Below are 12,945 nucleotides of genomic sequence, written 5' to 3' on the forward strand. Positions count from 1 at the left end.
CGGGGCCGTGTCGGGGGGTGTCCGTCCTCGGAACGGCGCGGAGGCTGTTTCTCGATGGGGTGCCGGCGTCGGCCGCGCAGTCCGCTGCGGGCGGACACCCCCCGACACGTCCCCTTGCCGCCGTACGCGGGCCAGGCGCCCCATCGGCCGCCGCGTCAGCACGGCTTCTCCGTCGGGGCGTGGGCCGAGGCTCTGGTGAGGGTGCGGGTGGTGTGGAGCAGGAGGATCAGTGCTCCGATGCCGCAGGTGAGGGTCTGGACGCTGCCTGGGCCCCAGGTGTCTGTGAGGGCCTGGACGGGGGCGGCCAGGACGTCGCAGCCGGGGAGGCGGGCCGCGAAGACGGTTGCCAGGGCCGTTGCCTGGGCTGTGGCGGTGGTCGTGAGGATGAGTGTGGGGGCGTGGGTGAATCCGTGGATGGTGAGGAGGCGGGACAGGAGGAGGAGGGCGCCCAGGGCGATGGTCGGGGCGTAGGCGGCGGGTTCGGCGAGGGCGGTGGCGGTCACGGCGAGGAGGGCGGTGAGGGCGCACAGGAACAGGGCGAAGGTGCCGAGCAGTAGGGGGCGTACAGAGGCGGCGAAGTCCTCCAGGCCTCGGCTGGCCGTCAGTTTGCGGCGGGCTCGGGTGGTGAGGAGGTGGGTGCTCCAGGCCGCCGGTGCGCAGGCCCAGGTGAGGGCGAGGAGAGGGGCCGCGGTGAGTGGCCACGGGGCGTCCGGGGTGCCGTTGGGCAGGCCGTCGGGGCCTCCGGCCAGGGCGGTCCTGAGGAGGCCGTCGCCGAGGAGGGCGTAGGCGAGGAGCCAGTACGTCGCGGTGCTGGTGCCGGTCGCGGGCATGCCGGGGCGGGGGCTGAGCGGGCCGCGGGCGAGGACCGCGCGCAGGGCCAGGAGCAGGGTGAGGGCACCGGCGACGGCGACCGTCGAGCGGGTCTGTCCGTGGGTGAGGTGGAGGCCGGTCACGGTCGCCGTGCAGAGGGCGCCGGGGAGGAGGGTGAGCAGGGCCCGGTCGGCGCGGGGGCGAGGGGTCGGCTCGGGGGTGGTGCGTGGTGGGGGTGTGTCGCCGTCGCGGGGGATGCGGGCGTACATCTCCTCGGCCAGGGAGAAGACGTCGCGGTGGCGGAAGCGGGCCGCGGTGCGGTCGGTGACGCCGTGGGCCTCCAGGCCCGCCGCGATCTCCAGCGGGTCCACCGCTCGTTCGCAGAGGTCCCGGTGGCGGTGCATCAGGGCCTTCACCGGGTCCGCGCCGGTGCGGCGGGCCTTCACCGGGGCGGGGGTGGTGTCGACCGGTTCCGCGGTGTCTTCCGGGGCCGTGTCGAGCCACTCCTGTGAGTGTGCGTCCCAGGCTCCGGGGCTGTCCGGGGTTCCGGGGCGGTCCAGTTCGCCCAGGCCACTCATGACGCTCCCTCCGTGACGGCGGTCGGCGCGGTGGCGTGTACGGGCGGGCCGGCGGCCCAGCCGGGGCCGCCGCGGGCCACGAGGCGCACGTTCTGTTCGGTCCAGCGGCCGGGTACGTGGGCCTCGGCCGGGGCGGCGAACGGCAGGGGTTCGCCGGTGTCGTCGAGGAGGACGCGGCGGACCGGGGTCTGCGACACGATCTCCAGGTAAATGCCGTGAAATGCCGTGATGTTCTGCTCGACGGTGAACAGTTCGAGCGCGCGGGCGCGGGCGGCGGCGCCCAGGCGCTCGCGGCGCTCGGTGTCGCGCAGCAGCGTCACGCACGCCTCGGCGAGCGCCCTCGGGTTGCGCGGGGGGACGACGAGTCCGGTACCGCCGATGACCTCCACGACGGCGCCGACGTCCGTGGACACCGTGGCCCGGCCGCAGAACATGGCCTCGACCAGGCTGATCGGGAAGCCCTCGACGACGCTGGACAGGACGGTGACGGCACCCGAGGCGTACGCGTCGGCCGTGGTCGGCAGCTCCGGGCCGCCGATCTCCTCGAAGGACACGGGGTTGTCGCCGACGGCGTGCGGGCCGTCCGCCTCGTCGGGGAAGAGCTGTGCGGCCAGCGCCCTGCAGTGGCCCAGGTAGGCCGCGCCCTCGGTGCCGACGGGCGCGCCGATGATCCGCAGCCGGGTCTTGGGTTCCTCCTTGCGGATCTCCGCGAAGGCGTGCAGCAGGGAGACGAGGTCCTTGGCCGGTTCGACCCGGCCGACCCAGACCAGGGTGTCCGGGTCCGCGCACCCGGGTGACTCGCCGACCTCCGCGAAGCGGGTCGCGTCCATGCCGGGGTGGACCGTGCGGAGCTTGTCGCGGTCGGCGCCGCAGCGTTCCTGCCAGCGGCGGGCGTGCGTGTTGCCGGGCGTGACGATCGTGGCCCGGCCGTAGGTCTCGGCGGCGAGCCTGCCGTGGAAGGCGGTGAGCAGGGCGCGTACGGCGGGCGAGGACTCCGTGGCGGTCAGGTAGTGGGTGCGCAGCCGCACGCCGTACTCGGTGACCAGCAGGGGTACGCCGCAGAAGTGGCGCGCGAGCAGTCCGGGCAGGGCCGCCGCGCCGCCGGAGGTCGCGTGGCACAGGTCGACGGAGCCGAGGTCGTCGTCCTCGTACCAGTCGAGCGAGAGGGGGCGCAGCGCGCGTTCGAGGTGTGCGGCGACGGTGAGCAGGTCCGGTACGCGCGCCTCACGGGCCGTACGCAGGGCGCCCGGCGCACGACAGGCGCGTTCCAGGGCGCTCACGGCGGCCTCGGAGCGGAGCGCGCCCACCAGGCCGCCTTCGTCGCGGGCGAGTTCGGCGAGCCCGTACAGGGCGCTGGCGAAACGGTCCGCCTGGGCGGTGGACGGCTCCTCGGAGGCATCGACGGCTCCCCCGGCGCACAGGGCGGTCGCCAGTTCCCCGTAGCACTCGGCGAATCGCCGGCGCGCGCGCCGTCCGTACCCGACCCCGTCGTCCTCCGCCGTCCACAGCGGTGCCGTGCGGACCCTGCCGACCTGCGGCGGCAGCGGGACCCAGCCCTCGTCCTCCTGGCGTTCGGTACGGCTGAGCGCGTAGATGTGGAACTCGTGCTGCTCAAGCCCGCGTACGAGCCGGTCGCACCAGAGCCTGGCGTCACCGCTCACATACGGATAGCCACCCTCCGTAAGCAGTCCTATGCGCACCAGCGCACCCCCGATCTCCCGTATGGGGAGCCGCCGTTGACCCGGCGGCTCGCAGCGGGACGAACGTATGCGGACAAGGCGGTGGTGCGACGGACGGTTGTCCGTCGCACCACCAAAAGGGGTGAACGGTCGTAACTTTCCCGTGCGGGTCGCGTTCCGTCGCGCTAAGAGATCACGTGCGCACGGATCGTCACCCGTCGGGCGGTGCGAAGGCTCAGGTCACGGCTGGTTCGCGGCGGGCGGCCCGGCGCCGGGCCGCGGTCCCCGGGTCGAGTGCCGGTACGGCGGCCAGGAGCTGCCGGGTGTACGGGTCCCGCGGGTGGTCGTACACCTCGTCGGCGGGGCCCGACTCGACGATCCGGCCGCCGCGCATCACCGCGACGCGGTCGCTGACCTGGCGGACGACGGCGAGGTCGTGGGCGACGAAGACGAGCGCCAGTCCGAGTTCGCGCTGGAGTTCGCCCAGCAGGGCGACGACCTGCGCCTGGGTGGTGACGTCGAGCGCGGAGACCGGCTCGTCGCAGACGATGAGACGGGGATCGGCCGCGAGGGCCCGCGCGATGCCCACGCGCTGGCGCTGTCCGCCGCTGAACTCGTGCGGGTAGCGGTCGTAGTGCGCCCCTTCGAGCCCCACGCGCTCCAGCAGTTCGCGTACGCGCCCCCTGATGTGCTCCTCGTCGAGGGCGCCGCGTGCCCGCAGCGGGTCGGCTATCGACTCGCCGACGCTGCGGCGCGGGTTGAGCGAGGAGACGGGGTCCTGGAAGACCATCTGGACGTCGGGGCGCACTCCCCCGGCGGGTTCGATCGTGCCGGCCGTCGGTTCCAGGAGTCCTACGAGCATCCGCCCCAGGGTGGTCTTCCCGCTGCCGCTCTCGCCCACGACTCCGAGGGTCTCGCCGCGGCGGATCGTCAGGGAGACGTCGTCCACGGCCGCGAACGCCCGCTTTCCGCGTCCGAACTCGCGCCGCAGGCCGGTCGCTTCGAGGACGATCTCCCCGGCCGCCGCCGAGGGGGCGCGCGGGGCGTCCACGCGCGGGACCGCGCCGAGCAGCTCCCGGGTGTACGGCTGTGCGGGCGCTCCCAGTACGGCGTCGACCGGGCCGTGTTCGACGGCCCGCCCGTGCCGCATGACCAGCACCTCGTCGGCGCTCTCGGCGGCGACACCCACGTCGTGCGTGACGAGCAGCAGGCCCATGCCGGTCTCCTCACGCAGCGTGTGCAGCAGGTCGAGGATCTGGGCCTGGACGGTGACGTCGAGCGCGGTGGTCGGCTCGTCGGCGATCAGCAGCTCGGGTTCGCAGGCGAGCGCCATGGCGATGAGGGCGCGTTGCCGCATGCCGCCGCTGAACTCGTGCGGGCGGGAACGGGACCTGCGGCGGGCGTCGGGGATGCCCACCCGGTCCAGGACCTCGACCGCACGCGCGCGTGCCGCTCGCCGTGACCCGCGCGCGTGGACGCGGTACACCTCGGCGATCTGGTCACCGATCGCGTAGTACGGGTCGAGGGAGGACAGCGGGTCCTGGAAGACCATCGCGGCCTTCCCGCCGCGCAGCCGCCGCAGGTCCTCGTCCGATGCCTCCTGTACGTCGATGCCGGCCACCTCGACCGAGCCGCCGACCCGCGCGCCCGTGCCGCGGTGCAGGCCCAGGAGCGCGGAGGCGACCGTGGACTTGCCGGAGCCGGACTCGCCGACCAGGGCGAGGGCGGCGCCCGGCTCCAGCCGGAAGGACAGCCCGTCCACGGCCCGCAGGTCACCGAACTCGACGGAGAGGCCCGTTACCTCGACGAGACTGCCGGGGCTGCCGGGGCCACCGAGACTGTCGCGGCTCCGGGAGGGAGCCTTCCTGAGGTCGCTCACGTCAGCACCACCCGTCGGTCGGCCACCGCGTACAGCACGTCCGCGACGGCGTTGGCGATCACTACGAAGAACCCGATGACGAGGACCATGCCGACGACCACCGGAAGGTCGACCACGTTGACGGCGTGGACCAGTTCCTGGCCGATGCCGGGCAGTCCGAACAGCGTCTCGGTGAGGACCGCGCCGCCGACCGCGCTGCCGAAGTTGTTGGCGTTCAGCGCGATGACCGGCGCGAACGCCCCGCGCAGCGCGTGCCTCCCCACGATGGAGCGCTCGCCGACGCCGTACGCCCTGAAGGTCCTGATGTGGTCCTCGGCGAGCGTCTCCAGCATGGCCGCCCGGGTCAGCCGGGCGAACGCGGCGGCCTCGATGAGGGCCAGCGAGAGCCAGGGCAGCAGCAGGTTCCACGCCCACTGTTCGGGGTCGTCGGCGAAGTTCACGTACTGCGGGAAGGGCAGCAGTTCCAGTTCGCCGCAGACGACGATCATCAGGACCAGGCCGATCACGAAGACGGGAGTGGCGACGCCCGCGAGCGTGATGCCGGTCAGCACGCGCTCGGTGAACCGGCCGCGCCGCCAGGCGGAGAGCACCCCGGTGCCGACGCCGAGGATCAGCCACAGCACCATCGCGCCGAACACGAGCGACAGGCTGACCGGCAGTTTCGTCAGGATCAGCCGGGTGACCTGCTGGTCGCTCTGGTACGACAGCCCGAGGCAGGGTGCCGAGCAGTGCTCCACGGAGGTTCCCGTCGAGTAGTCGTGCCCGACGACGACGCCTTGCAGGAAGTCCCAGTAGCGCGCGTACAGCGGGTCGTCGAGATGCAGTTGCTCGGCGACCTGCTGGACCTGGGCGGGCGAGCAGCGCGGGCCGCAGGTGATCTGGGCGACGTTGCCGGGGGTGACGTAGAAGACGACGTAGACGATCACCGAGATGGCGAGCAGGGTGACGACCGCGCCGATCGTGCGGCGCAGGACGAAGCCTCCGAAGCCGGTCATGCCGCGCCCTCCCTCGACACGGGGGTGTCCGGCTTCGACGCGGAGGCGTCCGGCTTCGGTACGGAGGCGGACGCCTTGGCCTCCTGCCTGCGGCCCGTGCCGACGCGCAGCCGGGAGGCCGCGCGCGGGTCCAGGGCGGTGCGGACGCCGTCGCCGAGGACGGTCAGCGCCAGGACGGTCACGAAGAGCGCGCCGGCCGGCAGGAGCAGGTACTGCGGGGCCGCCTGGTACCAGACGTCGGCGGCGGCGAGCATCTGTCCCCAGGAGGGCGTCGGGGGCTTCACGCCGACGCCGAGGAAGGACAGGGCGGCCTCGACGGTGATGTTGATCGGGACGAGGAGCGCGGCATAGGTGATGACGGGCGCGGCGAGCCCGGGCAGCAGCTCGCGCCGGGCGATCCGCCAGGTGCCCCAGCCGCTGAGCCGGGCCGCGGAGACGTAGTCGAGCCCCTTGAGGGTGAGCGTCTGCGCGCGCGTGATCTTCGCGATGGTGCCCCAGGCTATGAGGCCGATGACGAGGGCCACCAGGACGGGCCGCGGGAAACTCGCCGGCACGATCGCGAGCAGCGCCAACGCCATGATCATCAAGGGCATGGCGATGATGATGTCGGTGATCCGGCTCAACAGTTGATCAACCCATCGGTTCCCGAGCGCGGCGGCCACTCCGACCACGACGCCGATGGCGACCTGGACGACGGTGGCCGCCAGCGCGACTCCGAGGGACACCCGGGCGCCGTACACCAGCCGCGCGAACAGGTCGCGCCCGGTCTGCGGTTCGACGCCGAGCCAGTGGTCGCCGCTGACGCCGCCGAACGGTCCGACGGGCACACCGCCACGCGCCGAGTCGATGAGCGAGGGGTGGTAGGTGGTCGGGTCCTGGCCCTCGATCGCGGTGAGCAGCGGTGCGGCGAGCGCGACCAGGACGAGCAGTGCGACGACGGACGCCGCGACGAGGGCGGCGCGCTGCGAGCGCAGCCGCCGCCAGAACTGACGGGCCCCGGAGGCCCCCGGGACGGCGATGTCCGTCCCGGGGGCCTGCGAGGCGACAAGTGCCTCACTCATGGGGTTACTTGACCGCCACCTGGGAGATGTCCAGAACACCGGTCCAGTCGCTGATCACGATGTTCTTGACGCTCCCGCCGTACAGCCGCTTGTAGACGGGGTGGAACAGCGGCACGGTCAGCGCCTGCTCGCCGATCTTCTTGTCCAGCGCACCCCACCGCTTGGCGGCGGCGTCAAGATCGGTCAACTTGTTGATCGCGTCGATCTCGGCATTGACCGACTTGTCGTCGAGGAAGCCCGAGTTGAAGTTGGAGCCGTCCTTGACGATCTGCCGGCCGTCGAAGATCGGGGCCAGGAAGGGGCCGCCCGAGGGCCAGTCGGCACCCCAGTGGGCGAGGAAGAGGCCCGGCTCGGTCTTCACGTCGTGGATCTTGTCGGAGTAGTCGTTCTCCTCCAGACCTTGGAGCCTGACGGTGATGCCGGCCTTCTTCAGCGCGTCCTGGATCGCCGTCGCGATCTCCGGGCTGGTCTCGAAGTCCTTGCTGTTGGAGTGGGTCAGCGTGATGGTCAGCCCGTTCGCGTGACCGGCCTCCTTCAGCAGCTCCTTCGCCTTCGCCGCGTTGCCCGTCCTCCCGGCCGGGAACAGGTCGTAGGGGGTGTACCCGAAGGACTTCTGGTCCGGCAGGAAGGTGGTCGCGGACTCGGCCAGCGCGGAACCGCCGGCCGCGTTGATCACGGACGACCGGTCGATGGCGTACGCGACCGCCTGTCGCACCTTGGCGTTGTCGAACGGCTTCACGTTCGGGTTGAACGCGAGGTAGTTCGTGTAGCCGAAGTGACCGGTGCCGACGCGCTCGGCCAGCTCCTTGTCGCCCGTCACCTTGGCGAGCTCGGCCGGTCCGAGGTTGGTGTCCGTGGTGACCGCGGCCGCGTCCGCGCCCTGGGACGCCGACAGCCTCTGGTTGATCACGGAGGAGTCGAGCCCGGACCGTACGTCGACCTTGTCCGGGTACGCCTTGCGCTCGGCGTCGCTCGCGGCGGACCAGTACGTGTTGCGCTCCAGGACGAGGTGCTCACCGTCGTTCTCGTTGGTGACGACCTTGTACGGACCGGAGGAGACCGGGTGCTCCTCGTACTTCGTCCCCGTGTCCTTGCTCTTCGGGACCGGCGTGAACTGCGTCTGCGTGGCCAGGTACGGGAACTCGCCCTCGGGCTTGTTCAGGTGGAAGACGAGGGTCCGCGCGTCCGGCGTCTCGATCGCCGAGAGGCCCTTCTTGTCCTTGTAGGGGCCCTGGTAGTCGGCCGCGTCGACCAGCCAGTCCCGCAGATACGGGGCGCCGCCGGAGAGCTCGGGCGCGAAGGACCGCTCGATGCCGTACTTGATGTCGGCCGAGGTGATCGCGGTGCCGTCCTCGTACTTGAGGCCCTTCTTCAGGGTGTACGTCCAGACGGTGGCGTCCTTGTTGGGGCGCCCGGTGTCGGTGGCGAGGTCCGGGACGACCTCGGCACCGGCCGCGCCGTTCTCCCGGTTGCGGGTGGTGAGTGTGCGGAACACCAGGGACGGAACGTTTCCGCCGCCGGAGGTGTACAGCCGGGCCGGGTCGAAGTCCTGCTGCGGGTTGGAGTTGAGGACCGTGAGGGTGCCGCCCTTGTGGGGCGTGGAGTCGCCGCCGGATGCCTTGGCATCGTTGTCCTCGGGCCCGCAGGCGGCGGCGCCCGCTGCCAGAACCAGGCCTACGGAGGCAGCGACCACACGGCGCGCTGTGGGGGACGGGTGACGCATCGGAGACGACCTCTCGAAAAAATGAGACAGATTGCCGAATGTTGAGACAGGAGTGAGCAGACGTCTGCCTCGGCGTCGGGCCGTCGGAAAACGCGTGACCGGGTCACGCGCGGAGGGAGATATCGCGACGCGCACGCCGAAGGGCGGGCGTCAGCGACAGAGAATGTCAGCCACGCAGAGCGGGGTCACACCGATGAGCGCCAGCTCGATGGCGGCGCATGCGGAGGTGTGACGGGGCGACATGCGCAGCAATATGTACGACTTTTCTGCGCATGTCAACGCGGTGCCGGGCCGTGACACGTGGGCCCCGAGCGCCGCCCGTCAACTCCCCGGATAGGCCCAGGGGTTGGCCCGGCAGTGAATTCCGTCATGATCGAGGAACTTGGTCTGCTGCTGCATGACCGGCGCGAGCTCGCCGTCCTTGTCGCAGGTGACGTGGCTGTAGCCGAGCCGGTGGCCGACTTCGTGGTTGATCAACATCTGCCGGTAGGCGTGGATGCGGTCACCGTAGGTCTCCGATCCCCGCGCCCACCGGTACGCGTTGATCATCACGCGCTGGGTGGCCGCCGAATCGCACGACACGTTGTCCTCGGTGGTGTCCAGTCCGGACTTGGCACACCAGTCGGCGGTGGTGCCGGGGCTGGCGAGCGTGATCACGAAGTCGGGGGTGCCGGAGTAGACGCGCTCGAAGGTGCGGGCGCCGTTGTGGGCCCAGCTCCGGTCGTCGTTGAGCGTCTTCTGCACGGCCTCGGCGAACAGCGTCCCGTCGAGCCCGAGCCCCTTCTCCACATCGACGCGGTAGGTGTACTTCTGCCCCTTGCCGGGCGCCTTGGCGATCCCCTTGACCGCGTCGAACTTCCCCGACGCCTTGAGCTTGGTGCCGAGCGCGTACGTCTTGTCCATCTTCTGCTCGTACGTCAGGGGCGCCGCGCTCGGCGAACCCGAGGCCGTCGGCCGCCCGTCCCCGCGCGAGGAGAAGTCGCGGGCGTCCCGCCCCTGGTCGGTGGCGGACTGCGACCGCACGGCGTCGTCGTCCCGCCCGTCGGCGACCTGGCCCGCCACGACGATCGCCAGCACGGTGGTGACGGCGGCGGCCGCGATCCCGGTGAACGTCCGCCCCTTGGCGCCCTTGACCGGCGCCGGCTCGCCCGTGGGAGGCGGGTCGTCGCCGTCGAGGCCCTCGCTGCCGGTCTCGGCGGGCCGGTCGGTGACGGAGCCGTACGGGTCGCAGGCGTGGGCGACGGCCGGGGCGCGCCGCGCCGGGGCCACGGCGGTACGGGGCGTGAACACATCGTGGTCGCGATCATCACGATCGTCACGGCCGTCGCACTCGAAGGCGTCGACGTAGTCCTGGCGCGGCCCTCTGGGCCCGGCCTGGGGCGTCTGCCGCTGTCCCGGTATCCCGACGCCCGCCCCTCTCGGCGCGCCCGAGTCGCCTCGCCCGCTCAACCGCCCCCAGCCACCGCCGGGTTCCCGCTGCTCGGGGTGGCCGCCACGCACCGGGGGAAAGCCGTGCGCGGGCGTCCCCTCAGGGAGCCTCGGAGCGCCGCTGCGGGCCTGCGGCCCGTGTCCGGCCTGCGTTCCGTATCCCGATCCCGTCCTTGTTCCGTACCCGGAACCCGCCTGCGTTCCGTACCCCGCCTGTGGCGCGGCCGGTGCCGGCCGTGCGGGCGGTGGCCCCTGGGCGCGACCTGGGCCCGTCGGATCGGCGCCATCCCCCTTGGGGGCGCTCTTGGGAGCAGGCCCACGTCGACTGTGACGTCCCACCTGGCCCCTCAGCTCCCCGAGTTCGTGCTGCCCGACATCCCGGCCCCACCGCCGGAGGCCCCTTCCCTGTCACCCTGTCTGCCGCCAAAGGTACCCTCGCCCGCGCCGGGGTCCGTCGCATCACCGCCGGAAACCCCTGTGTCGGCCAGCAGTTCGCGGACCGCTCCCGCGACCGTCTCCGGGTACTCCATCATCGCCACGTGCCCCGCCTCCGGCAGGGTGAGCAGCCGGGAGTCGCGGAAGGCGCGGGCCGCCTTCTGGGCCATGCGGAAGCCGACGAGCTGGTCACGGCCGCCGTAGACGAGGAGGGTCGGCGCGAGGACCCGCTCGGCCTGACGCCACAGCGCGTGCTGGCCGCCCAGGGTGTACGCGTTCACGATCCCGCGCGCGGAGCGTGTCATGGCGTCCCAGAAGTACGGGAGTTGGACGCGGCGCTCCATCTCCTCCACGGCGTGCCGGAACCCTTCCGGGGTCACCCGCCCGGGATCGCCGTAACACAGGGCCGTGACCCCGCGGACCCGCTGCTCGGCCGTCCACTCCCTGGTGAACCGGGTGAAGAGGCCGGCCACTCCGGGCACCGCCAGCAGTCCGGTGGGTACCGCCGTGCGCTGGACGCGGAGTTCCGGCAGCGCGGGCGAGACCAGGGTGAGGGTGCGGACGAGATCGGGCCGGACCGCGGCGACGCGCGTGGAGACCGCGCCGCCGAGCGAGTTCCCGAGGAGGTGCACCGGGCCGCGTCCGGAGGCGTCGAGGTAGCGGATCACCGCGCGCGCGTGCCCGGTGAGCGAGTAGTCGCCGTCGTCCGGGGGCGGGGAGTCGCCGAAGCCCGGCAGGTCGACGGCCTCGCTGTCCACGGAGTCGTCCAACTGCTGCATCAGGGCCGACCAGTTCTGCGAGGAACCGCCGAGGCCGTGCACATACAGCGCAGGCGGCAGTCCCTCGCGCGCGGGCGGCCTCGACCGCACCGACAGCGTGATCCCGGGCAGCCCCACCGACCTGAGCCGCTCACCCTCCGCGACCCTGACGGGCGCCACCTTGGGAAGCATGGTGGCGGGCGGCACGAACGGCGGCTCGGTCGAAGGCATGCGGCAATGTTACGAGACGATCACGCACTGGTTCATGTGTTCGCCGTCACAACAGGCACCCGAATCCCTTGACACCTCGACCGCATGGCGTCCGGATCAGGTGTCTCCTAGGCTCGAATACAGGGCACCCGCACGTCGTCCCCTGTTTCCGTGCAGGGATTCTCCAGGAAGGGAGCCCATCATGACCGTCGACCCCAGCGATCCCGGGACGTTCGCCGACGAGGACATCGAGGAAGCGGCCGAGATCGGCGTCGAGGCGCCGGAGGCCGACGCCGCCGAGCAGCTGACGGAGCTCCGGCCGGTCGGCGACGACCCGCTGACCGGTGTGGATCCGGGCAGCGCCGACGAGGCCGACCTCATCGAACAGGCCAGGGTCGTCGCCCTCGACGAGGACGACTATCGGTGACGTACGGCCCCGGGAAGGCCCGGCAGGGCCGGGCCGTCGACCGTTACCTCCCGGTTTGAGGGGTGATGCAGGGTATTCACCGGCGTCCGGTCCGTGAAATTCTGCGCTCGCACCGCGCACACCACGGTTACCGAAAAGTACGATGGCGACGCGGCGCACACCGCATGAGGACGACATTGGGAGGCGGCGTGACAGCCATCGAGCAGACAGAGGCGGCACGCCCGCGAGGCACGCGCCTGCCGCGCCGTGCCCGACGGAACCAGCTGCTGGGTGCCGCACAGGAAGTCTTCGTGGCACAGGGCTACCACGCGGCCGCCATGGACGACATCGCCGAGCGCGCCGGCGTCAGCAAGCCGGTGCTCTACCAGCACTTCCCCGGCAAGCTCGACCTCTACCTCGCCCTGCTGGACCAGCACTGCGAGTCCCTGATCCAGTCCGTTCGCACCGCACTCGCGTCAACGACGGACAACAAGCAGCGCGTACGGGCGACGATGGACGCCTACTTCGCGTACGTCGAGGACGACGGCGGCGCCTTCCGGCTGGTCTTCGAGTCGGACCTGACCAACGAGCCCGCGGTGCGCGAGCGCGTCGACAAGGTGACGAACGAGTGCGCCGAGGCGATCTGCGAGGTCATCGCCGAGGACACCGGCCTCTCGCGCGCGGAGTCCATGCTGCTCGCCTCCGGCCTCGGCGGACTCGCCCAGGTGGTGGCGCGTTCCTGGCTGCACAGCGACCGCAGTGTCCCGCGCGACCAGTCGGTCCAGCTGCTCACGTCGCTGGCCTGGCGGGGCATCGCCGGTTTCCCGCTGCACGGCACCGATCACCACTGACCACGCCCACCTCGGGGGTTTGTTCCCGCCCGCTGTTCGCTGTTGGCGTTCTTGCGCGGAGCATGGACGTCCCCTCACCGGGCTAATGTGTGCGGAGTACGGCGCGGAAGGCCGCGCACTTCACTGACCGTC

The 12,945-nt window shown here is 71.9% G+C and carries 11 protein-coding genes; 2 read left to right on the forward strand and 9 right to left on the reverse strand.

Annotation, left to right across the window (positions count from 1 at the left end; all coding sequences use genetic code 11):
* Window positions 1-155 precede the first annotated feature (155 nt).
* From ACZ5VD_RS21730 to ACZ5VD_RS21770, 9 genes are all read right to left on the reverse strand, one after another.
* Window positions 156-1,388 (reverse strand): hypothetical protein, encoded by a 1,233-nt coding sequence (locus ACZ5VD_RS21730; RefSeq protein WP_468682966.1) that lies wholly within the window; start codon window positions 1,386-1,388, stop codon window positions 156-158.
* Complete coding sequence (locus ACZ5VD_RS21735) at window positions 1,385-3,088, reverse strand: DUF3492 domain-containing protein (RefSeq protein WP_468682967.1); 1,704 nt, start codon at window positions 3,086-3,088, stop codon at window positions 1,385-1,387. The genes ACZ5VD_RS21730 and ACZ5VD_RS21735 overlap by 4 nt, the downstream gene beginning before the upstream one ends.
* Before the next feature lie 214 nt (window positions 3,089-3,302).
* Window positions 3,303-4,946 carry a dipeptide ABC transporter ATP-binding protein gene (locus tag ACZ5VD_RS21740; protein WP_468547216.1) on the reverse strand — a complete coding sequence of 548 codons (1,644 nt, stop codon included), beginning with the start codon at window positions 4,944-4,946 and terminating at the stop codon, window positions 3,303-3,305.
* The gene (locus ACZ5VD_RS21745; protein WP_468547217.1) at window positions 4,943-5,941 is read right to left on the reverse strand and encodes an ABC transporter permease; all 999 of its coding nucleotides are present in this window, start codon (window positions 5,939-5,941) and stop codon (window positions 4,943-4,945) included. The genes ACZ5VD_RS21740 and ACZ5VD_RS21745 overlap by 4 nt, the downstream gene beginning before the upstream one ends.
* Window positions 5,938-7,002, reverse strand: coding sequence for an ABC transporter permease (locus ACZ5VD_RS21750; protein WP_468682968.1), 1,065 nt, complete (start codon window positions 7,000-7,002; stop codon window positions 5,938-5,940). Before ACZ5VD_RS21750 ends, ACZ5VD_RS21745 begins: the two co-directional genes overlap by 4 nt.
* A gap of 4 nt (window positions 7,003-7,006) precedes the next feature.
* Window positions 7,007-8,725, reverse strand: a complete 1,719-nt coding sequence (locus ACZ5VD_RS21755; RefSeq protein WP_468682969.1) for an ABC transporter substrate-binding protein — start codon at window positions 8,723-8,725, stop codon at window positions 7,007-7,009.
* A 150-nt stretch (window positions 8,726-8,875) separates the two neighbouring features.
* A complete protein-coding gene (locus ACZ5VD_RS21760; RefSeq protein WP_468547220.1) occupies window positions 8,876-8,968 on the reverse strand; it encodes an Ms4533A family Cys-rich leader peptide in 93 nt (30 codons plus the stop codon).
* A gap of 78 nt (window positions 8,969-9,046) precedes the next feature.
* Window positions 9,047-10,492 (reverse strand): DUF3152 domain-containing protein, encoded by a 1,446-nt coding sequence (locus ACZ5VD_RS21765; protein WP_468682970.1) that lies wholly within the window; start codon window positions 10,490-10,492, stop codon window positions 9,047-9,049.
* An 8-nt stretch (window positions 10,493-10,500) separates the two neighbouring features.
* Window positions 10,501-11,577, reverse strand: coding sequence for an alpha/beta fold hydrolase (locus tag ACZ5VD_RS21770; protein WP_468547222.1), 1,077 nt, complete (start codon window positions 11,575-11,577; stop codon window positions 10,501-10,503).
* A gap of 181 nt (window positions 11,578-11,758) precedes the next feature.
* Between ACZ5VD_RS21770 and ACZ5VD_RS21775 the strand changes: the two genes are divergently transcribed.
* Both ACZ5VD_RS21775 and ACZ5VD_RS21780 read left to right on the forward strand, forming a co-directional pair.
* Complete coding sequence (locus ACZ5VD_RS21775; RefSeq protein WP_468547223.1) at window positions 11,759-11,983, forward strand: hypothetical protein; 225 nt, start codon at window positions 11,759-11,761, stop codon at window positions 11,981-11,983.
* Between the two features lie 188 nt (window positions 11,984-12,171).
* Complete coding sequence (locus ACZ5VD_RS21780; RefSeq protein WP_468547224.1) at window positions 12,172-12,813, forward strand: TetR/AcrR family transcriptional regulator; 642 nt, start codon at window positions 12,172-12,174, stop codon at window positions 12,811-12,813.
* Window positions 12,814-12,945: the final 132 nt, after the last annotated feature.

Source organism: Streptomyces sp. NPDC032822, from assembly GCF_055578825.1.

Bases quoted from the DNA above. Each gene is read 5' to 3' on its own strand.
- ACZ5VD_RS21730 (WP_468682966.1), bottom strand. From the start codon at position 1,388: ATGAGTGGCCTGGGCGAACTGGACCGCCCCGGAACCCCGGACAGCCCC.
- ACZ5VD_RS21745 (WP_468547217.1), bottom strand. From the start codon at position 5,941: ATGACCGGCTTCGGAGGCTTCGTCCTGCGCCGCACGATCGGCGCGGTC.
- ACZ5VD_RS21750 (WP_468682968.1), bottom strand. From the start codon at position 7,002: ATGAGTGAGGCACTTGTCGCCTCGCAGGCCCCCGGGACGGACATCGCC.
- ACZ5VD_RS21755 (WP_468682969.1), bottom strand. From the start codon at position 8,725: ATGCGTCACCCGTCCCCCACAGCGCGCCGTGTGGTCGCTGCCTCCGTA.
- ACZ5VD_RS21760 (WP_468547220.1), bottom strand. From the start codon at position 8,968: ATGTCGCCCCGTCACACCTCCGCATGCGCCGCCATCGAGCTGGCGCTC.
- ACZ5VD_RS21770 (WP_468547222.1), bottom strand. From the start codon at position 11,577: ATGCCTTCGACCGAGCCGCCGTTCGTGCCGCCCGCCACCATGCTTCCC.
- ACZ5VD_RS21775 (WP_468547223.1), top strand. From the start codon at position 11,759: ATGACCGTCGACCCCAGCGATCCCGGGACGTTCGCCGACGAGGACATC.